Source organism: Bosea sp. BIWAKO-01 (assembly GCF_001748145.1).
In the GTDB taxonomy this organism is placed as follows: Bacteria; Pseudomonadota; Alphaproteobacteria; order Rhizobiales; family Beijerinckiaceae; genus Allobosea.
On the sequence record NZ_BCQA01000001.1, the window covers coordinates 5988160 to 6013927 of the forward strand.

A 25768-nucleotide genomic window follows, 5' to 3' on the forward strand; every position below is an offset into this window, starting at 1 on the left:
GGAAAACCTAACGCCGGGACGCCTCGCCCGCACTTATGGAAATCCATGACTTGCACGTCGCTGTGCAGGCGGGTTGCAAGTCGCATCGGACGGGCGCGCGCCAGCACGCGCAGGATGCCCGCCGCCAGTTTCCGCTGGCGCCCTGCTGCGGCCTTAAGCGGGCATCGCCAGCGAAAGACCGCGTGCACCGCATTGGTCATGGATGAGGTCGATGATCTCGTTCCTGGCGGATATCCCCATGGCGAGGCTCGCGACACGGAACTGCAACTCCACGTCGATCGCAGCCGCATCGATGGCCTTCAGGGCAACGGCCGGCGCCGGGTCCTTGACGATCCGGGTACTGGTCTCGAGCACGGAGCGCATGACCTCTTCGACGACGCATGGCCTTTGCCCCGCGGCAAAGCGCAGACTCAGGGTGATGAGGTGCGACTCGTCAGGGCGGCTCAGGCTGGTCAGGCTCTGTTTGGCGAGCACGCTGTTCGGCAGCACGACGACATTGTTCACCCCGGTCAGCAGGTTGGTGGAGCGCCAGTTGGTTTCGGTGACACGGCCCGCAGTGCCGTCGCTCAACTGGACCCAGTCACCGATCGCGTAGGCCTTGCCGAGCGTCAGGGCGATGCCGGAAAAGACATCGCCGAGCGTATTCTGCAACGCCAGGCCCAGGATGACGGCGACGACGCCCGAGGTCGTCGCCAGGGTGGCTATCGGCATGCCGAAGACGAACCCCATGACCGACAGCGCCACGCCGAGATAGATGACGGCAACGGCCATATCCAGGATGAGATGCGCTTCCCTCGGCTTGCGATTGAGCCTGACATAGATGTGGATGAAGCCGATGATCGTCCACGCGAGATGGGTCCACCAGAGGATCAGCGCCGATTTGGCGAGCAGCGGAGCAAAACCCTCGGTGTAGATGCGATCGGGCTGATGTGGAGCGATGTCTCCAATGCTGAGCATCAGGCTCATGCCGGTGAAGAACAGGATCTGGACGATCAGGCGACCGGTCGGCCGGTTGCAGCCCTGAACGTGCCACACGACGATGCCGGCAGCACCGAGCACGTTGATCAGGACAAGCGACAGGAAGTGGTCATCACCGAACATGGGGGATTCACCGATAGCGGTTGGTCATGCCGAAGGGCGGCCAGGCACCGGATCGGGCTGCCGGATCGTGCAACCGGATCGTGCACCTGGCCTGTTCCTCTATTTCTTGAGCGGGAATGTCAGCTCCTGCTGGGCGGTATCGACCACGAAGACAGCGAGCAGTTTTGCGGGTTGCGTCTTGCTGGCGTTTTCGCTGACGCCGTGGCGGTCTCCCGGCAGCTCCGAAAAGCTTTCGCCGGCCCGATAGTCTTTGACGGGGCCATCATTGACCTGACTGCGGATCACCCCTTCGAGGACGGTCGCGTAGATGAAGGCGGAGGTCGGATGGGTGTGGCCCTCCGAAAAGCCGCCCGGAGCGTACTCCACGAGAACGCCCCTCATGCTCTTACCGGGCACGTTCGGCAGGACATGGTCATAGACCAACGTGACCTTTGCGCCCTCCCCGCCCCCGGGCGTGTCATGCGCCAGGGCCGGCCCCGACAGAAGGGCCGTCAACACGACCGCAGACCCTAACAGCTTGATCATATCCAGCGTCCTTTCATGGTTCAGGCACCGGGCCGCATCGGATGCGGCCCATGCGCAGGCGGTTACTTGCGCGGAGCGGTCGCGAACCAGCGCTCGAAATCGATGCGGCCGAGGCGGGGCTTGTCGTCGGAGACGAGTGAGCCGTCCTCCAATCTGGTCCCGAAATACTGGGCATCGGGATCTGCGACGACGGCGCGGCTGTCTCCGATCGCCTTGAGGTAGCGCGCGACGAAATCGCAAAGCCGCGCGCGTTCCGGGCCGGCGATTTCGATGATGCCATTGGCCGGGGCGGCCAGGGCGGCCTGCGCCACGAAATCGGCGACATCGTCGGACGCGATCGGCTGGAGGTTGCCCGTCGACAGGCGGGTCGTGTCGCCGACCGTGCCGGCCTGGGCGATGCCGCCGAGGAATTCCAGGAACTGCGTGGACCGCAGGATCGTATAGGGAATGCCGGATTCCCTGACGATCTTTTCCTGCGCGACCTTGGCGCGGAGATAGCCGCTATCGGGCAGCCGGTCGGCGCCGACGATGGAGAGCGCGACATGGTGCTTCACGCCGGCCTGCTTTGCCGCAGCCATCAGGTTCCCTCCCGAAACCCGGAAGAATTCGAGCACGGCCTTGTCCTCGAAGGATGGCGAGTTCGCGAGGTCGATGACCACCTCGGCCGCCTTGAGGGCCTCCGCCAAGCCTTCACCGGTTATCGTATTGACGCCGGTATTGGGGGCCGCCGCAATGACCTCGTGCCCCTGCTTGCGCAGGCGCTCCGCGGTCTTGGAACCGATCAGGCCGGTGCCACCGATGATGACGATTTTCATGAGATGTCTCCTTTCGCGGCCGTCCATGCGGCACGCCGTTCGATAGGCCCTGAGGGCGAGCGGCCTCATCGAGGCCGGGCTCGTCGGCCAAACCGGGCATGGGCTCGGAGGCTGCACGCCCTGGTTCGGCCCCGACCAAAGAGGTCGTCAGTAGTCCCAGAAGACCGGGACGAAGCGGAAGGCATCGCCCTCGACCGCCACGCGGCCGACGGAGGGGAATGGCAGGTGGGTGGCGACCAGCTGTTCGCCGGTCGCGGCGAGCTCCGTCAAGAGACGGACACGAACGCGGGCCGCCTCCTCGGGGGCGTGTTCGAAACCGTTGTGCCAGTCGGGGTGGTCGAACCCGACCGCAAAAACGGCATCTCCGGCGAATGTCAGGCGGTCTGCGCCGGATGCCAGGCGGACGACGCTGTGCCCGGGCGTGTGGCCTCCGGTGCGATGAACAACCACGCCTGGCGCCACCTCGTGCGTCTCATCGAACGGCCGCAACTGCTCGCGATAATCTTGCGCGAACCGCTTCGCGGCTGCCCGGAGCGCGTCCGGGAACCCCGGCGGCATGACGGCGTGGGTGAAGTCGGGCGACTCCCAGAACGTGATCTCGGCCGCCGCCACATGGATCCGCAGGTCCGGACGCAGCCGGTCCTTCACCCCGTCGACGAGGAGCCCGCCGATATGGTCCATGTGCATATGGGTCAGCACCACGTCGGTGACCGATGCGAGATCGATGCCGGCCGCCTCCAGTCGCCTGACCAGCTGCCCTGCCCGCGGCAGGTTCAGGTTCGGGTCCAGGCCCAGCCCGGCGTCGATGAGGATGGTCTGGCTGCCACTGCGGACCACGACCACGTTCAGCGACCAGTCGAAAGCGTCGGGCGGCAGGAACATGTCGTTCAGCCAGGCCGCCCGCGCGGCCGGCTCGGCGTTGTGTCCCAGCATCTTGGTGGGAAGCGGCAGCACCCCGTCGCTGACCACCAGCACGTCAATCTCGCCGATCCGCACCGCGTAGCGCGATGGCACCAATTCTTCGGGCCCCGGCGTGGCGGGGCGTGAGGCGATGTCCAGGCTCATGTCTGTCTCCTACTGACCACCGTTCCATTCACGGCATCGACGACGCTAGGTTGAGCCGTCCAAGCGGTCGATTGGGTCTGAGGATAGGGTGAACCATACCATGTTATAGGTCCGCATCATCAGTTGATGGGGTGTCGAATACTGGGCGAATTCTGCGGCACGGCGGCGGACCATCAATCGCGAATGGCGATCGACGGAATGCAAACCGGAGCGTCAGACGCGGCATCAGCTGGCAGCCTCGGAGAGCGCCATCAGAATGCGCCGCCTGCGACCCGAAGCGGCGATGATCCGCCCTCGTCGAGCGGCTTGGTTTGAATGTTGGGGGATGGTTGGGCTTTGAGCCGGCGCGACGCAGCCCGTCCTGGCGCCAGCTGCGCTGATCCAGCCCTGGAACGCCGGCAGACGGTTCGGATTGCGCGGCCGGAGGGCAGCCGGCAGCCGCGACTAAGCGTCATGACACCCAAGCGGGATTGGGATTGCCACCGCCTGATTGTGTTTCGGCGCGGGAGCGCGATGACGTTCCATGGCGTCCAGGCCATTGCCTGGAAAGCTTATCGGCTTTGGAAGGGCGCCCCGATATCGATCGAGCAAGCCCGGCCCGATTGACCGGCAGGGCTGAGGGCGCGAGGGCTGCGGGGGTCCGCCCCCGCAGCCGCCGGTTCACCGCGGCGAGGCAGCCAGCTCAATCAGGGCGGCGACCTCGGCGGGGGGGGGACGCGATATCATCAGGGCGTGGGACGCGCCCTTGACCACAACGGTCTTCACCGACCGCGCGCGCTGCGCCATGAAATCCATCACCGCCGGCGGGATGTTCCGATCACCCGTGCCGTAGATCATGTAGGACGGCAGCGCCTTCCACGACGGCACGCCGGAGGGCTCCGTCAGCGCGGCCTCGGCGACGGGGCGCTGGGTCGCGGCCATCAGTGCCGCCTGCCCGCCTGGAACATCGGCCGCGAACTGCGCCCGGAACGTGTCCGGCCTGATATAGAGATTGCGTCCACCACCCGGCAATGCGACGGGCTGGAGGGCGCTTCCCAGCGTGCTTCCCGGGAACTTGCCGGAGAGGGACAGGCTGGATTCCCCCGCCTCCGGCGCAAACCCGGCCACATAGACCAGCGCCTTCACATTCGCTTGCCCATTCGCAGCCTCGGTGATCACCGGGCCGCCATAGGAATGGCCGACCAGCACCACCGGGCCAGGGATCGAGCGGATGATCGTTGCGACTTCCGCCGCGTCCCCCTTCACGCTGCGCAGCGGATTGGCGGCGGCGATGGTGTCGTAGCCGCGCCTGTTCAACCGCGCGATCACCGCATTCCAGCTCGCGGATTCGGCGAAGGCGCCGTGCACCAGGATGATGGTCGGCCTGGCCTGCGGCGCCGCCTGCGCCGATTGTCCTGCCGCTCCGGCCAGCGTCGCGGCGGCGGCCAGGACGAAGACATTCATTCTCATCGATGGTCTCCTGCTCATGGGTGTTCTCCTGAATTGTCCGAGGTTCGGGATGAGCATGGGCACCGCGCGTGGCAGCGCCTATCTGTTCAGGGAGTTGGCCAACCCATCCGAAGATCCAGGTCCTGCTGGACCGATGGCAGGACAGGACGGGGCGCAACGATCGGCCGGCTGGAAGCGCCCCACCTCAGGCGGCCGCCGCCTTGCCTGCCGGGGAGCGCCGTAGCGCCCAGAAGGTCAGCGCCAATCCGAGAAGAGCCGGAAGCGTCACCGCCGGAAAGTCCCGCGGAATCACCGCGGGCGAGCAGATCCCGACCGCAACCTCCCAGAAATGGAAGAGCGCGTGCGCGCAAACCCAGGACGTGGCGGCGGGCCCACAACCCGAGGCGTCGCTCGGGCAGGACCAGGCCGAGACCGAAGGCGACGCCGAGGAAGAGCTGGATCATCCCGATGTCGCGAACGAAATGCTGGTTGAAGAAGCCGGTGTCGGTCACGCCCGGCACCAGTTCGTACCAGGCCAGGGGGGCGATGAGCATGAAGAGGCCATTCGCGGACAGGAATTATCCCGTTGAAGGCCACCATGGTGATGACCGCCGCAGGGGCGACCCGGTTGGGAGGCAGGATGGCCTCGCTCATGAAGAGTTCTTTCATCGTCGCCTCTCGCTGAAGGGCGCCGGCCACCATGCCGCCGGGAACAGCGCGGAGCAGGCTGGCAGCGCCGGGAAACGAGAGGAATTCTTCAAGCCAAAAGCCTGGAGCACCATTGGGCCTGCCGGCGTCCATTCTCGATAAATGTCAGGCTGGCCTATCCCTTGGCATAGGGTCGACAGCGCTAAGCCCTGCGCAGGGCTCGCCGCCCCCGCCCGTGGCCGTCCTTCCGGCTCTCGGCAAGCACGGCGGCAGCAGGCTATCGGGTGCAGGGTATCGGCGGGTTTGAGCGATAGGCAGGCCATGCGCCAGTATCGAGCGCCGCCTGATAATACCGCTCGCAACATCGCCGGCAAACGGTAGCGCCAGCCTCTCGGCCCGCCGTGCCTGCCCGGGGAACAGCCTTTTTCGGATGGTCAAAGAGAAACGCGCGCAGGGCATCCCACCTGGAAGCATTACGCACCTTTGCCCTACACATGGGCGCGCGGTAAAACGCACCAATGAACACACCGACCGTCGTCAGAGACTTCGCCTCCATCATACAAACATCTCTTGCTCCCGTGTTCCTATTGGCGGGCACGGCAGGTTTCGTGAATATGTTCGCAGCGCGCCTTGGACGGGTATCCGACCGGCTGAACGATATCGCGGACCGGAGCGAACAGGACAAGATATCGCTCGTGCAGCTCTCATATCTGCAGAGACGTGTGCTCGCACTTGAAATTGCGCTGGTATTGGGGGTTTCGTCAGGGTTCTTCACTGGTGGAGCAATCCTGAACTTGCTTGCAGGAGCGCTGCAATTTGGGTTCCGCGAAGAGAATGTATTCTGGTTTTTTGGCGGATCTATAGTCCTGCTCATTGGGTCTCTTGCCGCATTCCTGGTTGAGTTGCTTTTTTCGGCAAGGAACATGGTACGGCAGATGAAAATAGCCCGCGCAACGGCGAGACAGGACTGATCTTTGTCCGGGACGGCGCGCGAGAGAGGTTGCCGAGGTTCGTCGGGGTCGGATACGGGCAAAGGTAGGCCCCCCAGGCAATCCTGAAACAGCGCTAGGCTTCCGCCTCATGGACCTGCCCGATCTCCCGCCTGCCTACACGTTTCCCCGCCTGTCCCGGACCCGGGAGGCGAGCGACGCCGCGTTCGAGGCCAAGCGGGCGGCCATGGGGCCGCATATCCGCCGCCGCTGGGCCTGGGATGAGGCATTCCAGCGGGATCTGCACGAGCGTCACTTCCAGGCCAAGCCGTTCTTCATGATCATGCGCGCGGGTGAAGCGATCGGGACGCTGTCCCTGATGCTGATGCCGGACCATGTCAGGTTTGGGGAATTCTATCTGCTTCCGGCCTTTCACGGGCGCGGCACCGGTACGGCCATCCTGCGCCATTGCCTGGCGCTTGCGGATGAACGCGCCCTGCCCGTGCGGCTGGAACACCTGCACTGGAACCCGGTTCGCTCGCTCTACCTGCGGCATGGCTTTGTCGAGACCGGCCGTTCGGAGATCCATTGCTTCCTGGAGCGTCCCGCTGCGCAGAGCCCCGCCTGATTACTGGTCCGGTCGCGCGGTCTGGATTGCCTTGGCGGCAGTCCAGACCGCGCATGCCTTCAGGTGGCCCGCCGCGACTGCCCGGGCTCTCTGCATCACCGGCTTGCCTGTCGGCACTTCGGGTTCACAGGTCGAGCACGAGGTTGCCCTTCGGCCGTGCGCAACACAGCAGGATCTGGCCATCGCCGGGCGGGTCGAGCGGCTCTTCGAAATAGTCGACCTCGCCTGCGATGATGCCGGTCCGGCAGGTGCCGCAGATCCCCGAGCGACAGGAGAATTCAGGGTCGAGGCCGCTGTCCTCCGCGAAGGCCAGCAGGGATTCGGCTGCCGGGTTCCATGCGACGCTGCGGCCCGACCTGCGGAATTCGACGAGCGGCCCGGTTGCCTCCGCAGGCGATGCAACCGGCGGAGCGGCAGTGTCGGGGCTGCTTGCCCCGTTGGCGGCCCGTGCGGCGCCTGCGCGGCCGGAGCCTCCGAAGACCTCGGTCGCGATACGATCCGGCGCGATGCCGAGCGAGCGGACCAGGCCATGAATGGCGTCCATGAAGGGCGGTGGCCCGCAGAGATAGACGTCGTAATCGTCAAGCGGCAGCAGGCTCTGGAGCAGCTCGCGGGAGACGAGGCCTTCGCTGTGAAAGCGGCCAGCCCTCCGGTCGGCTTCCGTCGGGAACCGGTAGCAACAATGCACGCCGACATGGGGATGCTGCGCCGCGATGGCATCGACCTCGTCGGCTAGCGCATGGACCTCGCCATTGTCGCAGGCATGGATGAAGAAGACGCGCCTGCCGGCATCGGCGGCGAGCGCGTGCAGCATCGAGACCAGGGGCGTCAACCCGACGCCGCCGCTCAGCAGCAGGACGGGACGCGCGCTGTCCTCGCGCAGGACGAAGTCTCCGCGTGGCCCATCCGCCAAGAGGATATCGCCGACCTCGACCTCGTCATGCAGGAAACAGGAACCGATCCCGTCAGGCAGCCCCGCGGATGGAGCAGCCTCGCGCTTCACGGTGATCCGGTAGCGCCCCGTCTCCGCCGGAGGCGACGACACGCTGTAGGTGCGTGGCACGAACCGACCCTCGGAGGGAGACGCGCAACGCAGCACAAGGAACTGGCCCGGCCTGAACGGGCGCCATTGTTCCCGCTTGACCGGGGCGAGCTCGAAGGACGTGATCGTGCTGCTCTCGCGCTTTTTGGCGAGAACCGCGAGCTCGCGAAAGCCGCTCGTCAGAGGCGCGTTCACCGATGACGCCCTATTCCGCGGCGGCGAGCGAAGCGGCCTGCTCGGCCTCGATGAGCTGCGCCAGCCTCCGGCGGAAGCGCAGCGGGCCCTTGTCGATCTTGAGGTCGAGATTCGGTGTGCGCTTCTCGTCCATGCCCTTCTGCACCGCAGTCAGCACAGCGCGATCCTCCTCGAAGGCGCCCCTGACCGAGGCCGCGAACCGTGCCGAAATCTCGGCATCGTCCGGCGCGAAATTGCGCATCTGGAACCAGTAATAGCGGGTCCGGCGCTCATCGATCGGGGTCATGAAATTATAGCTGTCCATCAGGAAGACGTCCTGGTGGAATGGCCGGTCTTCGCCGCCGGTCCCCGCCGGCGCGAAGATGGCCTTGATGATCGCGTTGCTGGGATAGCGCACTTCGTAATGCTGCTTGCGGTCGCAATGCCCGCTGAACTTCAGGAACGGTGCGTAGAAGGGCGCGGGCGGCGCGTCCGGCATCCAGCGCCAGACGGTGACGCCGTCCTCGTTGACCGTCGTCTCGAGCGGCGTCTCCTCGGTTCCGGCGCCGCCGAAGGAGGATTGGTGAACCCAGGCGACATGCGAAGGGTCGAGCAGGTTGTCGGTCATGTAGAGATAGTTGCAGTCGATCGTCATGCCGTCGCCCTGGTTGATGCCCCAGGCCGGATCGCCCCAGTGATCGACGGCGAAGATCGTGGCAGGGTCGGCCAGGGCCGGATCCCCCATCCAGACCCAGACCAGCCCGTAGCGCTCCGCCACCGGGTAGGAACGGACGCGCGCCACATGCGGGATGCGCTCCGCGCCCGGAACCCGGGTGCAGGTGCCGCTGCCGTCGAAGGTCAGCCCGTGATAGCCGCACTCGACCGTGTCGCCCTTGATGCGCCCCATCGACAAGGGCAGCTTGCGATGCGGGCAGGCATCCTCCAGCGCGGCCAATGTGCCGTCCCTTCGGCGATACAGGACGATGTTCTCAGAGAGCATCGTCGTCGGATGCAGCTGATCCACGATCTCCCGATCCCAGCCAGCGACGTACCAAGCGTTTTTCAGGAACATGTCGGCTTTTCCCACCCCATTGACACGCCAATTGTTATGCGCGCCGCTGTCGCTGACGAAGCGTTATGAATTGCGTTCCTTGTTAGAAAAACTAAAATGAAGGACTGCCGCCGCTGAAAGGGAAGCCGTGCAGAAACAGCTGCCCTTGAAAGCCATGCAGGCCTTCGAACATGTGTCGCGACATGGCAGCGTCACCAAGGCTGCCCTTGAACTCGGCGTCTCGCCCGGCGCGATCAGCCAGCAGATCCGCAAGCTGGAGCAACATCTCGGGCTGCGCCTGCTCGAGCGGAGCGGCAACGGGGTCGAACTCACCTCCTGGGGAAGGATGTACCAGAAGGGCCTGACCGCGGCCTTCGACGATCTTCGCCAGACCCATGCCGCCCTTGATCGCGCACGGGCGAATGCCGGCCTCGTCGTGAGCTGCCTGGCGTCGGTGGCAAGCCGCTGGATCGGCCCCAAACTCTTCGACTGGCACGCCCTGCATCCGGCCGCCAGGGTTCGGTTGATCGGCGCCGAGGCCGAGCCCGTCCTGCACCAGGACGCTTTCGATTTCCGCATCTCCTACGGCGACAAGAGCAAGGGGTTCGCCCATTTCAGCGAGCTGTTCACCGACTGGGTCGTGCCGGCCTGCGCGCCTTCCCTGATCGCCGGACAGGATGTCAGCACCGCTGACGACGTCCTGCGCTATCCCCTGATCGGCATCGAATGGGAACAGCAGCATCGCCCAGCGCCGTCATGGTCGGAATGGGCGGCAAGCGTCGGAGCAAAGCTGCGCAGGCCCGAAACCGAACTGGCCTTCTCGCTCTCGAGCTCGGCCCTGGACGCCGCCGTCAACGGGCGTGGCTTCGCGCTAGCCCAACTGGCGATGATCGCCGAAGACCTCACGGCCGGCCGCCTCGTAATCCCCGTCGACCATCGCCTGCAACTGAGCGAACCCTATTTTCTGGCCTGGGACCGCGCAGCGTTGGACAAGCCCTTCGCAACCGAATTCAGGGCCTGGGTCGTCGCGCAGTCCAAACGTCAGGCCAAGCTGTCCTCTCCCGGCTAAACCTGTCGGAAAGCCGGATTGCGTCGAAGACTCTTGCCAGCGCGCGCCCTTGCCTGCGCGCCGAACGGAGCCTCAAGGCAGGCCTGCGCCCCTCTCCCTCAGAAGCTCACGGCCAGGTTCGCCTTGAAGGCATGGTCCTGGGCGTCCCTGGCAAGCTGCCCGGTATAGGACACACCGAGCGTGGTGCTCCGGCCGACAGCGATATCGAGGCTGGCATTGATCAGCGCGGCATTCCTCGCGATCGGCAGGCCCGAGACCGTGAAGGGATTGGAGCCCGCGAAAGCCAGCGTCGCCTGCGGGTCGACATCGCCGAAGGCATGGCGCCAGGCCAGCCCGCCGCGCAAGGTCATGTCCATGCCCTGTAGCGCGAACGCGGTCGAGGCGCGCAGGCCGAGCGTGGAGTAGCCGAGATTGCTGTCGCCGCTGCGGCCCGAGAGCGCCGCGATGCCGCCTGTCTCGTTGAAGCCGTCGGCGTGCAGGTTGACATAGGCGAGGCCGGCGAAGGGCTCGAGCGCGACCTGTCCGACATCGAGCCGGTAGCCGAGCTCGCCGAAGACCTGCGCCGTGCCGGCGTTGTAGCTGCTCTTCAGGCTGTTGCCGAAGCCGGTGAAAGCGACCAGGCGCGAGGTCTCGAGATCGTGCCAGGTGTAGCTCGCGCCGGTGCGCAGGCCGAGCGCGCCCCACTGGCCGCCAGCGTAGAGGCCGAGATGGTAGTTGTCGCTCTCGCCCGAGGACAGCCGCTCGCTCGCCTTGAACTCGCTATGGCTGTAGCCGGCGAGCAGGCCGACGCGCATCGTGTCGAAGACGGCGACATCGGCGCCGATCATCAGACCGCCGGTCGAGCGGGTCAGCTTCGATGCGTTGTGATCGCCATCGCTGCGGCCCCAGGCGCCGTAGCCCTGGCCCCAGACCGCGAAGCGCTCGGTGCTGAATTTGGGCATCGGCCCCGTCACGGCAGGCGCGAGATCGGCAGTGAAGCCGTAGTTCATCGTCGCCATCGGCGCCGCGCCGACCGCACCGAAGGCCGAGCGCAGCCGGTCGACCGCGGCCGAGCGCAACAGGGCGCTTTCCTCGACCAGCGCCGTCTTCGCCGCGGCGTGAATCTCGCCCGAGAGCAGATCGAAGGCGCCGCGGGCCGAGGCCGCGTCGAGCATCAACAGGCTGTTATAGAGAGCCAGCGTCCCGCCGGCCTGCGGCAGGTTGTTCAACGCCACCGCGGTCGCGAACTGGTTGCGCGTCGCCGTGACGGTCTGGAACACGGCAGGCGGTGTCGATGGCGTGGCGGGATCGGTGGCCTTGATCTGGATTCTCAGGCCGACCGCGCCCGCCCTCGGCTCCAGGCTGACATCGAGGAAGGCCGAACTGGTTGTCACCTCGGCGAAACGGCCGACGATCCCGCCCGTGGCGGTCAACAATGTGTAGCGCCGGCCGGTCTGGTAGCTCACCTGCGGATCGAGCGCGGAGATCAGGACGTTGCTGCCCGTCACAGTTGCCGAGCCGGCGACCGCGATCAGGTCGGACATGCTATTGCCGGCGATCTCGGCCGCATAGGTCGAGCCCGGCGCCAGCACGAGGTTGCCCTTGATGGTCAGCGTGCCGACCGAGTTGCCCGGCGCGATCCTGCCCCCGGCCAGCACGGTGGTGGCGCCGAGCGTACCGTTGCCGCCGAGCTCGGCGCCCGACTGCACGGTGACGGTGGAGCCGACCAGCGAACCATTGACCGAGAGCCGCCCGGCCGCGACCGTGGTCGGGCCGGTGAGCCCGCTGGTCCCGGTCAGCCTGAGGTTGCCAGCGCCCGCCTTGGTGAAGGAGCCGGCGCCATCGATCGCATTGGCGAAGCTCGCATCGCTCGGCTGGTCAATGACCAGCGCGGCATGGTTCAGGATCGTGCCGCTGCCGAAGCTCGTGGCGTGGCCGATCAGCGTGCCGGCCGAAATCGTCGTGCCGCCGGTATAGCTGCTCGCGGCCGCAAGCCGTGTGCTGCCGGTGCCGTTATGGATCAGCGCGCCGGAACCCGAGATCGCCCCCGTGAAGATGACGGGGTTCGAGCGGTTGAAGACGAGCGTGCCGTCATTGACAACGTTGCCGGCGATCGAGCCGGTCGTGCCGCCATTTCCGAGCTGAAGCGTGCCGGCGCTGATCGTGGTCACGCCGGTATAGCTGTTGGTCCCCGTCAGGACCTGCGTGCCCGCGCCGAGCTTGGTCAGGCCGCCGGCGCCGGAGATCGTGCCGCCGAGCTCGAGCTCCGTACCCGCCGCCACATCGACGGAGCCGGTAACCGCAAGCGTCACGGGGCGCGAGCTTGCGAAGCTCGCCGTCGTCGCGAGCGTACCGCCGTTGAAGGTGAGCCTGCCGGCAGCGTCGCCGAGATTGGCGTCCGACGAGACCTGCAGCGTGCCGGCATTCAGCGCCGTGCCGCCGGTATAGAGGTTGACCCCGCCGAGCACGATCGTGCCGCCGCCGGTCTTGGCCAACCCGCCGGAACCCTGGATCGCGGCATTGACCGTCGCGGTCATGCCGGGGTCGATGCGCAGCTCACTCGCGGCCGAACTGATCTCCAGTTTGCCCGGGCCGTCCAGCACATAGCCGCTGGTGGAGAAGTGAAGCCCCTCGATCTGCTGGTTGGCAGCGATCGTCACGGTGCCGCTGGCCGGGCCGCCGAAGACAGCCGTCAGGTCGCCCCAGCCGCTGCGGATGATGCCGGTCTCGTCCGTCCAATTGGTAGTGGCCGCGCTCCAGCTGCCGCTCCCGCCGTGGACGGTGCCGTCCGGCGTCGTCGTCGCGCCGTTCCAGAACTGCAGACCGGTGTAGCTGGTGACGAGATTGACCTGGCCCGATGTGGCCGTGTCGATGCTCAGCGTATAGCCAGCCGGCACCAGCCCGAAGCCCAGTCCGCTGTTGGTCAGCGTGCCGTAGTCGAACAGCCGGTAGGTGCCCGTGCCGAAGCCGGCCTGGGGCACGATGTTGAGCAAGCCGGCGAGCGTGAGGTTGCCGTTGACGATGACGCGATCATTGACCCCGCCGCCGATCACGCCCGGCGTGCCGAGCTCGAAGTCGAGCTGGGACGCCGCATTCAGGACCAGCGATCCGACCGTCAGCGTGCCGGGGCTCGCGCCCGGCCCGAGGCGCCCGCCATCGGCGACCGTCACCGAGCCCGTGATGCTGCCGGTGCCGCCCAGCGTCGCACCCGAGGCCACACTCACCGCCGAGTTGCTCAAGCTGCCCGTGACCCGAAGCGTGCCGCCCGACACCGTCGTGGCGCCGATATAGGTGTTCGCCCCGGTCAGCACCGTCGTGCCGGCGGTGGTTGTGAGCGCGGCGGTGCCCGCCAATCCCGAGATCGAGCCGCCGGTGGAGCTGATCGCGCCGGTCAGCGAACCGTTGCTCAGCGTTCCCCCGGCAAGGGTGACGGAGTTGATCATCTGCCCGAAGCCGCCGAGGTCGAGCGTGCCACCGGCATTGACGGTGGTGGCGCTCGCGACACTGAACAGGTTGGCTCCTGCGGCCGTCAGTGTCCCCCCGGAGACGGTCGTAGCGCCCGTATACGCGTTTGACCCGGTGAACATCGTCGTGCCGGCGCTGACCGTCAGGGATGCGGTGCCGAACAGGCCCGTCATGAAGCCGCCGGTCGAGCTGATCGCGCCGGCCAGCGCGCCGTTTTTCAGCGTGCCGCCGGCGAGGCTGACGCTGTTGATCGTCTGCGCGAAGGTGCCGAGATCGAGCGTGCCGCCGAGCGAGACCGATGTCGCGCTGCTGGCGCTCAAGGCATTGGTGGCGCCAGCGATCAACGTGCCGCCGGAAACGGATGTCGCCCCGGTATAGGCGTTCGTTCCGGTCAGAGACGTCGTGCCGGCCGTTGTCGTGAGCGCGGCGGTGCCCGACAACCCCGATATCGTGCCGCCCGTCGACGTGATTGCGCCGGTCAGCGTGCCGTTCATCACGATGCCGCCGGCGAGGCTGACGGCGTTGATCGTCTGCGCAAAGCCGCCGAGATAGAGTACCCCGGCGGGGCCGACCGATGTCGCGCTGCCGGCGCTGAAGGCGTTGGCCGCACCGCCCCGCAGCGTGCCTCCGGAAATGGACGTGTCTCCGGTATAGGCGTTCGTTCCGGTCAGGATCGTCGAGCTGGCGGTTGCCGTCAGCGAAGCGGTGCCTGACAATCCCGATATCGTGCCGCCCGCGGAACTGATCGCGCCGCTGAGCGATCCGTTGGTCAGCGTTCCCCCGGAGAGAGTGACGCTGTTGATCGTCTGCGCAAAGCCGCCGAGATCAAGCGCCGCACCGAGATCGACCGATGTCGCGCTGCCGGCGCTGAAGGTGTTGGCCGCGCCGGCCTGCAGCGTGCCGACAGTAATCGATGTCGCCCCGGTATAGGCGTTCGTTCCGGTCAGGGTCGTCGTGCCGGCCGTGGTCGTGAGCGAGGCAGCGCCGGACAATCCCGAGATCGCGCCGCCCGTGGAACTGATCGCGCCGGCGAGCGACCCGCTGGTGAGTGTGCCGCCGGAAAGAGCGAGGCTGCCGACCGTCTGCGCAAAGCCGCCGAGATCGAGCGTGCCACCCGCTGTGATCGTGACGGCGCCAGCCCCTCCAAGCAGCCCGCCGGCCAGCATGGTGAGGGTGCCGCCGCTGATCAAGGTCTGGCTCGCGGCGAGGCTGCTCTGCAGCGAGAGCGTGCCCGTCCCCGTCTTGGTGAAGCTGCCCGATCCCGCGATGCCGCCGAGGGTGAGGTTCGCACCGGTCTCGATGGTACCGCCGCTCGCCCCCAGCGTTACGTTACGCGCGGTGGTGATGGCAGCCGTGGTCTGCAATGTGCCGCCGTTCAGCGTAAGGCCGTTGCCCGCCAGGCCGAGGCTGGAATCCGACGCGATCGAAAGCGTGCCGTCGTTGACTGTCCAGGCGGGCGTCAGGACCGATGTGCCCGTCAGGGTCCAGGTGCTGCTGCCCTCCTTCGTCAGAGCGGTGATGCCGGCATATTGGCCGCCGCCGGCATTGACGGCAGAGACGTCGAACGAGCCCGCGATCACCCCGCCGAGTGTCAGCGTCGTGGTGCCGGCGCCAACGACATTGCCCGTGATAGCGTAGCCGCTCTCGAGGACGAGGCGGTTGTTCGAGCCGAAGAACGCGATCGCATTGGCCCGAACGCCACTGCCGCCCAAGCCACCGCTGACGGAACCCGCCACGGTGATCGTCGAACCCGCCGCGGTGATGCCGATGCCGCCCGCTCCGGTTACCCCAGTGAGGCCGGACGTGAAGGCCGCGCCGCCGGCGCCACCTGTGCCGCCGGCTCCGCCCAGGACCGACGTTCCGGCCCCGATCGTGAGGGTCCCGCCCGAGGTGACCTGGGCACCGATGCCGCCGGCGCCACCCGTGCCGCCGAGACCGCCGGTCGTAATGGCGCCGCCGCCGATGCCGCCCACGCCGCCCGCCCCGCCACTGATGACGGAGAGGTTCTGCAACACCAGGCTCCCGGCGGCGAAGGTAACGCCATCGCCGCCAGCCGCACCCTGTCCGCCAGCTCCCCCGGTGAAGCCGACCGCCTGCGCGGTCCCGCCGGCACCGCCCGCTCCTCCGGAGCCGCCGCTCACATTGGCATTGACGGACAGCGTGCCGAGCGAGGATATCAGCCCGGCCCCGCCGGTTCCGCCGGCCGCGCCGGTCCCTCCCGCGCCCGAGGAGACCGCGGCTCCGCCGGCGCCGCCGCTCCCCCCTGCGCCGCCAGAGATCGCGCTCAGGACCGTGAGGGTGCCGTTGGTGATCCTGACGGCGAAGGCACCATTGCCGCCACCACCGCCGGAACCGCCGACGCCGACGGCGGACGCGCCGCCCACACCGCCTTGACCGCCGTTACCGCCGGACACTGTCGCCGTCGCGAAATAGGTTTGGGAGATGCCACCGAGCACAGCACCCGCGCCGCCGCCACCGCCACCGCCGCCGCCACCGCCGGTGGCCATCGTCGCAGAGCCGGCCCCGCCTCCGTGGCCACCGTTGCCACCGGCTATCGGCGCGTTGATCGGCCTACCCGTGGGGGTGAGAAGCGCGACTCCACCTCCGCCTCCGCCCCCGCCTCCGTAAGTCCCAAGCGAACCGTCTCCACCGGCGCCGCCATTGATGCTGCCGGCGCTTCCGGAAGAGTCGGCCCCACCACCACCGCCGCCGCCGCTACCCGCCCCGGAGAAATTGACGCCGCCACCGCCGCCGCCCTGACCGACTGAAACGCCACCGGCTCCGCCTGCGCCCGTGGCGCCGCACCCTGTGCCGGCCGTTTGCCCGGACGCGCTGTTGCCATCCGGGCAAACGGCCATGGCCTCGGGCTGCCCGATCAGCAGAACAAGCGGCAGGGCGGTGCCGGCGAGCAGCATCGCTCGGAAGGGGGGCAAAGCATATCCCATGTGAATCGTATCCGGCGAAGGGGGGCGTGCCTCTGTCTTGCGACGTCACGATCCATCGCATCGTGAAGCGCGCGAAAACAGGCGGTGCAAAGCTCGTCTCGGTTGTGCGAAAGCCTTACCTCACGCAAATACCCCTCACGCTGAGGCCGATCTGATCTGGTCGACCGCGGCGATTCATCGCCGAAACAGCTCATGATTGCGGCTAGCGCATAAAAACGCAAAGGCATAGCGGCGTTTTAATCGCTGAATCATCTCAGTTGCGGCGTCGGCTCCCGCGTCCCCGGACCGGATCGCTGTCTGGAGACTTGCCCCTCCCTTAGGGGACGCCGTCTGTGTGGGGAACCTCGGGCTCGCCAGCGATACCGCAAGGGCGAGACACGCCAGCGCACGAACCCGAAAGGGAGCAGTTCCCACCGAGCCGCTGCGTTTGGCGCGGAATGGCAAGACTCGCCTCCCCGCGGTCTGCGAGATCGCGAGACCGAACCGCCGTCGTCGATGGCGCGCCGCCATGGGCGCCGATCGAGGTTGACGGTGCGCGTCTGATCTTTGCAGCGCGTCAGGTTCAAAGCAGCTTACGGAGGCACATATGAAGATCACTCGTCGGTCCGCTGCTCTTAGCGGATTCGCCTTGCTCGCCGGCACGGCAATGGCTCGCTCGGCGCTCGCCCAGCAGGGGTCCTTTCACGGTATCGGCGAAGGTCTCGAGGATTTTTGGCTGGCGACCGACGCCTACATCTTCGGATACCCCTTGGTGACGATGGAGATGACCCGGCGGATCATCACCAATGTCGCCGAGCCCGTGGGAACGCGGGGGCCGATGGGGCACATCATCAGGCTGCGCAGCTATCCCGACGCTTCGTTCAAGGACGTCACGGCGCCGAATGCCGACACGCTCTACACAAGCGCCTTCTTCGATGTCGGCAAGGAGCCCTGGGTGCTCAGCATCCCCGACATGAAGGGCCGTTACTCCGTGATGCCGTTGCTCGACGGCTGGACGACGGTGTTCCAGGTCCCGGGCAAGCGTACGACCGGCACCGGAGCGCAGACCTATGCGATCACCGGCCCGGGCTGGAAAGGCACGCTGCCGGAGGGCGTGAAGGAGTATAAGTCGCTCACCAGCATCGTGTGGCTGCTCGGCCGCATCTACTGCACCGGCACGCCGGAAGACTACGCTGCCGTCCACACGCTGCAGGACGCGTGCAAGCTCGTTCCGCTCAGCGCCTATGGCAAGCCCTACACGCCGCCGCCGGGCAAGGTCGATCCGTCCCTCGATATGAAGACGGCCGTGCGCGATCAGGTCAACCGAATGGATGCGGTGTCCTATTTCAAGCTGCTTTGCGAGCTGATGAAGACGAACCCGCCGGCCGCAGCAGATGCGCCGCATATCGCAAAGTTCGCGCGCATCGGCATCGTTCCCGGGCAGGACTTTGACGAGAGCAAGCTCAAGGCGGATGTCGCCAAGCGCGTTCCGGAGGTCGCGTTCGACAAGATCATGCAGCAGTTCAAGGCCAACCCGGCGCTCAAGAACGAGAACGGCTGGGCCTTCACGACCAGAACCGGAATCTACGGCACGGACTACGTGATGCGGGCTCTCGTGACCGCCATCGGACTGGGCGCCAATCGCCCGCAGGACGCGGTCTACCCGACCTCGACGGCGGATGCGGAGGGGAAGACATACAGCGGCGCGAACAGATATGTCATGCGCTTCGCCAAAGGCCATTTACCGCCCGTCGAGGGGTTCTGGTCGTTGACGATGTATGACGACCAGTACTTCTTCGTGAACAACCCGCTCGACCGGTATTCGATCAGCCCGCGCCAAAACCTGCAGGTCAATCCAGACGGGTCGACGGATCTCTACATCCAGAAGGATTCACCGGGGAAGGACAAGGAGTCGAACTGGCTTCCCGCCCCTGCCGGCGGTTTCATCCTGATGCTGCGGCTGTATTGGCCAGGCGAGACCGATCCGTCGATCATCAACGGGACATGGTCCATTCCAGCAGCCCGGAAGGTCGGCTGAGCGTCCAGGGTTGGCCATTGCCGGCAGCCCCGGACGCGCCGGCGGCCCGGCGCCTGCCGGTGAGGAGCCTCCTCGGATGGTTGCGGCATTCTTCCGCCAGCGACCGCCGCCCCCCTCCTGCTCACGGGGAGTTGCCGGGGCCTCACCCTCGAGCGCAGGTCCCGAAGGGCGCCGGAGGCTGGGCATCCGACAGCTCCTATGCGATGGAGCGGGCTAGGATCTCCATCTGACCGAGGCCATCAATGTCCCTAAGCGCTCGTCTGGTCGGCATTCGGATGCCTGCGATCGCTCTGCGTTCAACGGCGGGGCGAAAGGTCGATCTGGCGTCACTGCCTGGAGGGCGCACGGTGATCTATTGCTACCCTCGGACGAGCGAACCGGGGAAACCTGCGCCCACTGGCTGGGATGTCATTCCCGGCGCGCGAGGCTGTACCCCCCAGGCCTGCGCATTTCGTGACCATCATGGCGATCTGGCTCGCCTTGGCGCGACCGTGTTCGGTCTCAGCACCCAAGCAACCTCTTATCAGCAGGAGATGGCGACACGTCTGCACCTGCCCTTTGACGTGCTGAGCGATGAGGACTTCCAGCTGACGGATGCGCTGTCGCTTCCAACGTTCGTCGCGGACGGAATGCGCCTCATCGAGCGGTTGACCTTGGTCGTCAAAGACGGAGCGATCGAGCACGTCTTGCATCCGGTAACCAGGCCCGAACGGAGTGCGGAAGACACGCTTGAATGGCTCGCCGCGCATCCGGTTTAGTTCCAGAGTGAGTTCCGCTTGAGGGTCGACAGGGCCCGCTTCGCCTCCGGCCCGGAACCCAACATTCGATCAGACGCCAACAAGGGTTCGCCCTTCCCCCTCGGGCGCGGCCGATGTGCTCCCTGCCGGCGCTTGTCGATGTCGGGAAAGGCGGGGGCTGCCATTGCCGGTAGCCCAGACCGCGCTGGCCTTGCGGCGGCCCGGCGCCTGCCGGTGAGCAGCCTCCACGGATGGTTGCGGCATTCTCCCGCAAGCAACGAGCGCCCTTCCTGCTCGCGGGGAGTTGGCGGGGCCTGCCCCACCTGCGCCCCTGGAGATGTGCACGCCTGCGCCGTCCGGGCGCGAAGCTGGTCTCTGCACCTATGGAATGACGAGCAAGGCGCCGCTGTACCGACGTTCTTCCGCCGCAACATGGGCCTCGACGATATCCTCAAGCGGGAAGGTTTGACCGATATCGGCTTTCACGTAGCCACGGGCGATGGCCTCGAACAGGTCGGCCGCGTTGGCACGAAACGTCGCCGCCTCGGCGTTGTGCGGGAAGACGGACGGTCGGGTCAGGAACAAGCAGCCCTTCTTGTTGAGAAGCTCGGGATCGATGGCGGGGGCTTTGCCGGAAGAGGCCCCGTAGCTGACGACGAGGCCGAAGGGCTCCGCGCAATCGAGAGACCTGAGCAGAGTGTCCTTGCCGATGGCATCGTAGACGACACGAGCCTTCCGGCCGCCTGACGCCGTCAGGAACTGCTCGGGCCATGACGGGTCGTTCGTGTCGACGACCTCGACGCAGCCGGCGGTCAAGGCGGCCTCGCGCTTCTGCGGTGATCCCGTCGTGCCGATGACCGTCGCGCCAAGCGCCGTGGCCCACCGCGTCAGGATCTGCCCGACTCCGCCGGCCGCCGAATGCACAAGCAGAAGCTCGCCAGCTTTGACGGCGTGGGTCTTGCGCAGCAGATACTGCGCCGTCATGCCCTTGAAGAGGAGTGCCGCCGCGGCCTCGTCGCTCACCGTTTCCGGCAGCGTAACGAGCCTATCCGCCGGGACGTTGCGTCGATCCGCATAGGCACCGACGCCCGCGTTCATGTAAGCGACCCGATCGCCAATCCGGATGTCCGCGACGTCGGGGCCGAGCGCCTCGACGACGCCCGCCGCCTCGAAGCCGAGGCCGGTCGGCAGGGGCAGCGGATAGACGCCCTTGCGCTGATAGATGTCGATGAAATTGAATCCGATTGCGGTTTGCCGGATCTGGACCTCGCCTGTCATCGGCGGCGCAAGCTCGTCGGTCCCAAGCTTCAGAACCTCAGGTGATCCAAACTCGGTCAGCGTGACGACACGTCTTGTGGTCATCGGGTGCGGCCTCCATGGTGAATCGGAGGATCACACCAACCTGAGGTATGATGCAAGACATACCTTCGAGACGACCGATGCCTGATGAGTTCGGCCACCCGACGCCCGACGAGATGGATTTGGGCGCGATCTTCGCGGCGCTGGCGGACCCGCTGCGCCGCGAAGTCGTCCTGACACTCGCCGTCGAACCAGACGTCGTCCGCCACTGCAGTTCGTTCGATCTGCCGGTCACCAAGGCCACGCGAACGCACCATTTCCGGGTCCTCCGCGAGGCAGGCCTCATCCACCAAACCGACAGGGGCAACAGCCGCTCCAATCGGCTGCGCATCGCGGAGTTGAAGCAACGCTTCCCGGCGCTGGTCGAGCTTCTTCTCGCTGAAGCTCGCTCAAAGATGGTGCGATCCTAGGCTGCCGCGTAGACCCGCGACGCACAAGCGGCGAACGACCGCTTAGGGTCGACGATGCCCCTTCGCCTCCAGCCCGGAACCAGACACTCGATCGAACGCCGGCAAGGAGCCGCCCCGTCCCCCTCGGGTGCCGCAGGGCTTTGCCTGTCGGCGGAGGGTCCGCGGGGCGGATGACGGTGATGACCGGCGTGACGGGCGGAAATCCGCTCAGCCCAGCGACCTCACGCACTCCTGCTGCAGCCACTCTGCGAGCGCGCGAGCGCCCCTGGACAGCTCTCGCTCGCCGGTCCAGATCAGGCCGTAGTGACTTCCATCGGCGTCGAAGCCGAGAGGTGCCAGCAAACGCTGCCGGTCCAGGTCGTCGGTCGCCAGGACGAGCGGGCTCAGCGCCACCCCGAGCCCGGCTGAAGCGGCCTCGACGATCAGGAAATGATGGTCGTAGAACCGGATCTCGCTGGGCCGATGACATGAGGGATGGGCCGCGAGCCATTGCGACCAGGCGTCCGGCCTGGTCCTGGAGCCGAGCGCGATATAGTCGCCGCCCTCGAACGCCGGAAGGACGTGGGGGCTCATCACGGGCCCTACCTTTTCCGCGAACACGCGCTGGACATGCCATGCGTCGGGCAAGGCGAAGTCGAGCCGGCGTATCGCGAGATCGATCCGGTCGCGCCGGAACTCGACCGGCCCGCCGCCGACCGAGAGATGCAGCGCGACATCGGGATGCGCGGCCTGGAAAGCGCCCAGCCGCGGGATCAGCCAGCGCATGGCGACCGAGGACTCGCAGGAGAGCACCAGGGCGTTCTGCCGGGACGTCGTGGCGCGCAGGCCCTCGACGGTCGCCGATAGCTCCGTGAAGAATCGGCCCAGCGTGAGGTTGAGCATCTCGCCGGCAGGCGTCAGCCGCAGGCCGCGGCCGCTCTTCTCGAACAGCTTGAAGCCGAGATCCTCCGAGAGCCTGGTGATGCGCCGGCTGACGGCACCATGGGTCAGCGCAAGCGCGCCGGCCGCCTGGCGCACCGAGCCGAGGCGCGCCGCAGTCTCGAATGCGCGCAGGTCGTCCAGCGATGGCAGTTCCGACCGCTTCATTGGTGATCTGCTATCACCGGTCCGGCGCAGAAACTATCGCTTTTCTTGTGGCGTGGACGGGGCATGATCGGGACATGAAAAGCGACGGGACAATGACGGTCGGGGTTCTCGCCGACGACCTGACCAGCGCGGCGGACGGGGCTGGCCCCTTCGTCATGCGCGGCCTTGGCGCCTGGGTCGGCCGGGGCCGGTTGCCCCGGCAAACGAGCGACGTCATCGCCGTCGACAGTGGCTCGCGCTCGGTTCCCGAGACTGAGGTCGCGGAGCGAGTTGCGCGGCTCACCGCAGAGCTCGCCTCGCGAGACATCCTCTACAAGACGGTCGACTCGACGCTTCGCGGACATGTGAGGGCCGAGCTGGACGCGGCGTTTCGGGCGAGCGGGCGCAAGAGGCTCGTCTTCGCCCCGGCCTTTCCCGCGGCCGGGCGCATCACCGTCGGCGGCGTCCAGCTCGTGGACGGCATCCCCGTCTCGGAAACCGCCTATGGCCGCGATCCGGTGCATCCGGCACGCCATTCGGTGCTTGCCGACCTGGTCCCGCCCGCCATCGGGAACGTGGTGATGCTCGACGCCACGACGCAGGACGAACTCGACGCGCAGGTTGCGGCCCTGCCCGAACCGGAGGCCACGCTCTGGGTCGGCTCCCCGGGGATGGCGGCAGCGCTGGCGCGGCGGCTGGCGCCGATGCCGACCGGGGCCCCGACTGCAACGACCAGTGGCGGGGATGGCGACATCCTGGTCGTCATCGGCAGCGCGAACCCGCGCAGTCACCGTCAGGCCGATCAGGTCGAGGGGGCGAACGGCGTCACCCTGCTGCGCAGCCCGGCACAGCGCGAGGACGATCCCGCGCCGCTTCTGCGACGGATCGCGGGGGATGCGGCGGACAGGCTTCGCGCCGGATCTTTCGACGCGGTGATCGCCACGGGCGGTGACACGATGGAGGCGATCCTCGACCTCCTGCAGATCAGGGAATTCGAGATCCTCCACGAACTCGAGCCAGGTTTTCCGCTTGGCCGCGCCTGGCTCGATGACGGGCGCGCGCTCCGTCTCGCCATGAAGGCCGGGGGTTTTGGCGGGGACGACACTTTGCGCCGTGCGGTCACCCGGCTGCGCCACGCGGCTTCCCCTTGCGAGGTCGTGCTGCCATGACCGGAACGCCTCCCCTCGCCATCACCATGGGCGATGCGTCCGGCATCGGCCCGGAGATCGTGGCCAAGGTGCTCGCCCACGGAGATGAGCGCGCCGTCGTCTTCGGCAGCCCTGTCGTGATGTCCGACATCGTTCGCCGCCTTCGCCTGGACGTTGCCGTCCGGACGGTGGCCGCTCCCGAGGAGGCGACGCTCCAGCCCCGCTGCATCGAGGTGATCGAGGTGACCGGGCTCCGCGAACCGCCGCCGCTGGGGAGGATCAGCGCCCTGTCCGGCCAGGCCTCGTTCGATGCCATCGTGGCCGCGATCAGGGCGGCCAGGGCCGGCACGGTCAGCGCCATCGTCACCGCGCCGATCAACAAGGAAGCCATGGCGCGCGCCGGGATCGGCTATCCCGGGCACACCGAAATCCTCGCGGATCATGGCGGCGCGCAGCGCGTCGCGATGATGCTCGCCAATGAGGAGATCCGCACGGTTCTCGTGACCATCCACACCTCGCTGCGCCACGCCATCGAGCAGGCCGATTTCGACGCCCAGATGTCGGCCATCCGCCTCGCGCATGAGGGCGGGAAGGCGCTCGGGTTCGCGGCCCCGCGCATTGCCGTTGCGGGCCTCAACCCCCATGCCGGCGAAGGTGGCCTGTTCGGGGATGAAGAGATCGCGATCATCGCGCCCGCCATCGCGGCCGCACGCACTGAGGGCATCGATGCGAGCGGCCCCTGGCCGGGCGATACCGTGTTCATGCAGGCCCGCAAGGGGCGCTTCGACATCGTCGTGGCCCAGTATCACGACCAGGGCCTGATCCCCGTGAAATATCTCGGCATCGAAAAGGGCGTGAACATCACGCTGGGGCTGCCATTCGTCCGCACCAGTCCCGATCACGGCACGGCCTTCGACATCGCGGGCCAGGGCATCGCCGATCCCGCCAGCCTGGCGACAGCGCTCGCCTATGCCCGCCGGCTCGTTTCCGCGCAAACCATGTCGAACAGAACGGAAAAGGTGTCCTGATGGGACTTCGCTTCATCTTCATGCTCACGCGCAACGACCGCACCGTCGAAGACGCGTCGGAGCAGTTGCAGACCGCGCTCCATCTCGGCGTCCGGCATATCGGCTTCAAGGATATCGGCCTGCCGCTTGCTCAGTTGAAGGCCCTCAACACAGCCATCCGGGAGGGCGGCGCGACATCCTATCTCGAAGTCGTCTCACTCGACCGCGACAGCGAAATCGCATCGGCGAAGGCTGCGGTCGAGATCGGCATCGATGTCCTGCTCGGCGGCACGCGGGTCGACGACGTGCTCCCGATCATCGCCGGCACGACGATCCAGTACTGTCCGTTCCCTGGGCGGATCTCCGGTCATCCCAGCGTGCTGGAAGGCAGCATCGACGAGGTCGTCGCCAGTGCGCAAACCTTGGCGGCCCGCGAGGGCGTGCATGGGCTCGATCTCTTGGCCTATCGCTCGAGCGAGAACGTGCCGGCGCTGATCCAGGCCGTCTGCGCCGCGGTCTCCAAGCCCGTCTATGTCGCCGGGTCGATCGACACGCCGGAGCGGATTTCGGCCCTCAAGGAAGCCGGAGCCGCCGGCTTCACCATCGGCACGGCCGCGCTCGACGGGAAATACCCGGCCGAGGGCAAGGACGTGCCGCACCAGCTCGCCAGGATCATCCGCGACGTCGCAACGCTCAACCGGCACATTTCGCCGTTCCACAAGGAGAACCTGACCTTTGCGTTCGGCCGGTTCTCCGACACCTGGCCGCCCCATATCGCCGCGCGCGTCAACAACATGCAGATCAAGCTCGCGAGGTTCGAAGGCGAAGCGGCCTGGCATTTCCAGAAGCATGAGGACGAGGTCTTCTTCGTCCACAAGGGCCGGCTGCTGATGCGGTTCCGTGACCGCGACGAGCTCGTCGAAGAAGGCGAGTTCATCGTCGTGCCGCATGGCGTCGAACGTTGCCCCGCCGCCCCCGAGGGCGCCTGCGAGGTGGTGCTGCTCGAGCTGGGCCCGGCGCCAGCCGCCGGCATCGTGGAGGATCGTCGGACCGACGCCGGGGTCTCCCACAGCTGATACGCACCGTCAGCCGAAACCTGGACCGGCGCGCGCAAGCACCCGCAGCCGATCCCGTCTCCGACCCGGAGCTCTCTGCGATGGG

Annotated in this window: 20 protein-coding genes; 10 read left to right on the top strand and 10 right to left on the bottom strand. The window is 66.9% G+C overall.

The annotated features are described in order from the left end of the window. Nucleotides 1-153 precede the first annotated feature (153 nt). The 5 genes from BIWAKO_RS27885 to BIWAKO_RS27905 all read right to left on the bottom strand — a co-directional run bounded on the left by BIWAKO_RS27885 (nt 154) and on the right by BIWAKO_RS27905 (nt 4949). Entirely contained in the window at nt 154-1101 is a 948-nt protein-coding gene (locus BIWAKO_RS27885; protein ID WP_069881418.1) for a mechanosensitive ion channel family protein, read from the bottom strand. A 99-nt stretch (nt 1102-1200) separates the two neighbouring features. Further along, on the bottom strand, nt 1201-1626 hold the full coding sequence (locus tag BIWAKO_RS27890; protein WP_069881419.1) for a cupin domain-containing protein: 426 nt from the start codon (nt 1624-1626) through the stop codon (nt 1201-1203). Nucleotides 1627-1688: 62 nt separating this feature from the next. Next, a complete protein-coding gene (locus BIWAKO_RS27895; protein WP_069881420.1) occupies nt 1689-2441 on the bottom strand; it encodes an SDR family oxidoreductase in 753 nt (250 codons plus the stop codon). Between the two features lie 147 nt (nt 2442-2588). Continuing rightward, a complete protein-coding gene (locus BIWAKO_RS27900; protein WP_069881421.1) occupies nt 2589-3506 on the bottom strand; it encodes an MBL fold metallo-hydrolase in 918 nt (305 codons plus the stop codon). A gap of 660 nt (nt 3507-4166) precedes the next feature. Further along, entirely contained in the window at nt 4167-4949 is a 783-nt protein-coding gene (locus BIWAKO_RS27905; RefSeq protein WP_069881422.1) for an alpha/beta fold hydrolase, read from the bottom strand. Between the two features lie 206 nt (nt 4950-5155). On the opposite strand from BIWAKO_RS27905, the gene BIWAKO_RS36130 reads away from it, so the two are divergent. The 3 genes from BIWAKO_RS36130 to BIWAKO_RS27925 all read left to right on the top strand — a co-directional run bounded on the left by BIWAKO_RS36130 (nt 5156) and on the right by BIWAKO_RS27925 (nt 7139). Beyond that, nucleotides 5156-5524: a hypothetical protein gene (locus tag BIWAKO_RS36130; protein ID WP_176733419.1), complete on the top strand. Its 369-nt coding sequence runs from the start codon at nt 5156-5158 to the stop codon at nt 5522-5524. 576 nt (nt 5525-6100) lie between these two features. Next, the gene (locus BIWAKO_RS27920) at nt 6101-6553 is read left to right on the top strand and encodes a DUF2721 domain-containing protein (protein WP_069881424.1); all 453 of its coding nucleotides are present in this window, start codon (nt 6101-6103) and stop codon (nt 6551-6553) included. A 109-nt stretch (nt 6554-6662) separates the two neighbouring features. Continuing rightward, nucleotides 6663-7139, top strand: coding sequence for a GNAT family N-acetyltransferase (locus tag BIWAKO_RS27925; RefSeq protein WP_069881425.1), 477 nt, complete (start codon nt 6663-6665; stop codon nt 7137-7139). A gap of 124 nt (nt 7140-7263) precedes the next feature. Here BIWAKO_RS27925 and BIWAKO_RS27930 read toward each other — a convergent pair whose 3' ends face one another. Both BIWAKO_RS27930 and BIWAKO_RS27935 read right to left on the bottom strand, forming a co-directional pair. Then, entirely contained in the window at nt 7264-8376 is a 1113-nt protein-coding gene (locus BIWAKO_RS27930) for a 2Fe-2S iron-sulfur cluster-binding protein (RefSeq protein ID WP_069881426.1), read from the bottom strand. Nucleotides 8377-8386: 10 nt separating this feature from the next. Next, on the bottom strand, nt 8387-9427 hold the full coding sequence (locus BIWAKO_RS27935) for an aromatic ring-hydroxylating dioxygenase subunit alpha (RefSeq protein WP_069881427.1): 1041 nt from the start codon (nt 9425-9427) through the stop codon (nt 8387-8389). Between the two features lie 154 nt (nt 9428-9581). Between BIWAKO_RS27935 and BIWAKO_RS27940 the strand changes: the two genes are divergently transcribed. Continuing rightward, complete coding sequence (locus BIWAKO_RS27940) at nt 9582-10475, top strand: LysR substrate-binding domain-containing protein (protein ID WP_069882864.1); 894 nt, start codon at nt 9582-9584, stop codon at nt 10473-10475. Between the two features lie 98 nt (nt 10476-10573). Here the strand turns inward: BIWAKO_RS27940 and BIWAKO_RS27945 are convergent, their stop codons facing one another. After that, the gene (locus BIWAKO_RS27945; RefSeq protein WP_176733420.1) at nt 10574-16864 is read right to left on the bottom strand and encodes an autotransporter domain-containing protein; all 6291 of its coding nucleotides are present in this window, start codon (nt 16862-16864) and stop codon (nt 10574-10576) included. 586 nt (nt 16865-17450) lie between these two features. Here BIWAKO_RS27945 and BIWAKO_RS27950 point away from each other — a divergent pair. Further along, complete coding sequence (locus tag BIWAKO_RS27950; RefSeq protein ID WP_069881429.1) at nt 17451-18881, top strand: DUF1254 domain-containing protein; 1431 nt, start codon at nt 17451-17453, stop codon at nt 18879-18881. A 275-nt stretch (nt 18882-19156) separates the two neighbouring features. Then, nucleotides 19157-19639, top strand: coding sequence for a peroxiredoxin (locus BIWAKO_RS27955; protein ID WP_244523692.1), 483 nt, complete (start codon nt 19157-19159; stop codon nt 19637-19639). Between the two features lie 360 nt (nt 19640-19999). Here BIWAKO_RS27955 and BIWAKO_RS27960 read toward each other — a convergent pair whose 3' ends face one another. Beyond that, nucleotides 20000-20980: a quinone oxidoreductase family protein gene (locus BIWAKO_RS27960; RefSeq protein ID WP_069881430.1), complete on the bottom strand. Its 981-nt coding sequence runs from the start codon at nt 20978-20980 to the stop codon at nt 20000-20002. Between the two features lie 77 nt (nt 20981-21057). Here BIWAKO_RS27960 and BIWAKO_RS27965 point away from each other — a divergent pair, with 77 nt between their 5' ends. Next, nucleotides 21058-21387, top strand: coding sequence for an ArsR/SmtB family transcription factor (locus BIWAKO_RS27965; protein WP_069881431.1), 330 nt, complete (start codon nt 21058-21060; stop codon nt 21385-21387). 207 nt (nt 21388-21594) lie between these two features. Here the strand turns inward: BIWAKO_RS27965 and BIWAKO_RS27970 are convergent, their stop codons facing one another. Beyond that, nucleotides 21595-22473 (bottom strand): LysR family transcriptional regulator, encoded by an 879-nt coding sequence (locus tag BIWAKO_RS27970; protein WP_069881432.1) that lies wholly within the window; start codon nt 22471-22473, stop codon nt 21595-21597. Between the two features lie 74 nt (nt 22474-22547). On the opposite strand from BIWAKO_RS27970, the gene BIWAKO_RS27975 reads away from it, so the two are divergent. Genes BIWAKO_RS27975 through BIWAKO_RS37435 form a run of 3 tightly spaced genes read left to right on the top strand, consistent with a single transcriptional unit; the run spans nt 22548 to nt 25683 of the window. Then, nucleotides 22548-23621: a four-carbon acid sugar kinase family protein gene (locus BIWAKO_RS27975; RefSeq protein WP_069881433.1), complete on the top strand. Its 1074-nt coding sequence runs from the start codon at nt 22548-22550 to the stop codon at nt 23619-23621. Further along, a complete protein-coding gene (gene pdxA / locus BIWAKO_RS27980; protein WP_069881434.1) occupies nt 23618-24628 on the top strand; it encodes a 4-hydroxythreonine-4-phosphate dehydrogenase PdxA in 1011 nt (336 codons plus the stop codon). Before BIWAKO_RS27975 ends, pdxA begins: the two co-directional genes overlap by 4 nt. Beyond that, nucleotides 24628-25683, top strand: a complete 1056-nt coding sequence (locus tag BIWAKO_RS37435; RefSeq protein WP_069881435.1) for a cupin domain-containing protein — start codon at nt 24628-24630, stop codon at nt 25681-25683. Before pdxA ends, BIWAKO_RS37435 begins: the two co-directional genes overlap by 1 nt. The last annotated feature ends 85 nt before the right edge of the window (nt 25684-25768 follow it).

What these genes read in the sequence shown, in the direction of transcription:
- BIWAKO_RS27920 (WP_069881424.1), top strand. Translation starts at nt 6,101, where the DNA reads ATGAACACACCGACCGTCGTCAGAGACTTCGCCTCCATCATACAAACA.
- BIWAKO_RS27965 (WP_069881431.1), top strand. Translation starts at nt 21,058, where the DNA reads ATGCCTGATGAGTTCGGCCACCCGACGCCCGACGAGATGGATTTGGGC.
- BIWAKO_RS27935 (WP_069881427.1), bottom strand. Translation starts at nt 9,427, where the DNA reads ATGTTCCTGAAAAACGCTTGGTACGTCGCTGGCTGGGATCGGGAGATC.
- BIWAKO_RS27885 (WP_069881418.1), bottom strand. Translation starts at nt 1,101, where the DNA reads ATGTTCGGTGATGACCACTTCCTGTCGCTTGTCCTGATCAACGTGCTC.
- BIWAKO_RS27945 (WP_176733420.1), bottom strand. Translation starts at nt 16,864, where the DNA reads ATGGGATATGCTTTGCCCCCCTTCCGAGCGATGCTGCTCGCCGGCACC.
- BIWAKO_RS27975 (WP_069881433.1), top strand. Translation starts at nt 22,548, where the DNA reads ATGAAAAGCGACGGGACAATGACGGTCGGGGTTCTCGCCGACGACCTG.
- BIWAKO_RS37435 (WP_069881435.1), top strand. Translation starts at nt 24,628, where the DNA reads ATGGGACTTCGCTTCATCTTCATGCTCACGCGCAACGACCGCACCGTC.
- BIWAKO_RS27960 (WP_069881430.1), bottom strand. Translation starts at nt 20,980, where the DNA reads ATGACCACAAGACGTGTCGTCACGCTGACCGAGTTTGGATCACCTGAG.
- BIWAKO_RS27895 (WP_069881420.1), bottom strand. Translation starts at nt 2,441, where the DNA reads ATGAAAATCGTCATCATCGGTGGCACCGGCCTGATCGGTTCCAAGACC.
- BIWAKO_RS27950 (WP_069881429.1), top strand. Translation starts at nt 17,451, where the DNA reads ATGAAGATCACTCGTCGGTCCGCTGCTCTTAGCGGATTCGCCTTGCTC.
- BIWAKO_RS27955 (WP_244523692.1), top strand. Translation starts at nt 19,157, where the DNA reads ATGCCTGCGATCGCTCTGCGTTCAACGGCGGGGCGAAAGGTCGATCTG.
- BIWAKO_RS27940 (WP_069882864.1), top strand. Translation starts at nt 9,582, where the DNA reads ATGCAGGCCTTCGAACATGTGTCGCGACATGGCAGCGTCACCAAGGCT.
- BIWAKO_RS27900 (WP_069881421.1), bottom strand. Translation starts at nt 3,506, where the DNA reads ATGAGCCTGGACATCGCCTCACGCCCCGCCACGCCGGGGCCCGAAGAA.
- BIWAKO_RS27925 (WP_069881425.1), top strand. Translation starts at nt 6,663, where the DNA reads ATGGACCTGCCCGATCTCCCGCCTGCCTACACGTTTCCCCGCCTGTCC.
- pdxA (WP_069881434.1), top strand. Translation starts at nt 23,618, where the DNA reads ATGACCGGAACGCCTCCCCTCGCCATCACCATGGGCGATGCGTCCGGC.
- BIWAKO_RS27905 (WP_069881422.1), bottom strand. Translation starts at nt 4,949, where the DNA reads ATGAATGTCTTCGTCCTGGCCGCCGCCGCGACGCTGGCCGGAGCGGCA.
- BIWAKO_RS27970 (WP_069881432.1), bottom strand. Translation starts at nt 22,473, where the DNA reads ATGAAGCGGTCGGAACTGCCATCGCTGGACGACCTGCGCGCATTCGAG.
- BIWAKO_RS27890 (WP_069881419.1), bottom strand. Translation starts at nt 1,626, where the DNA reads ATGATCAAGCTGTTAGGGTCTGCGGTCGTGTTGACGGCCCTTCTGTCG.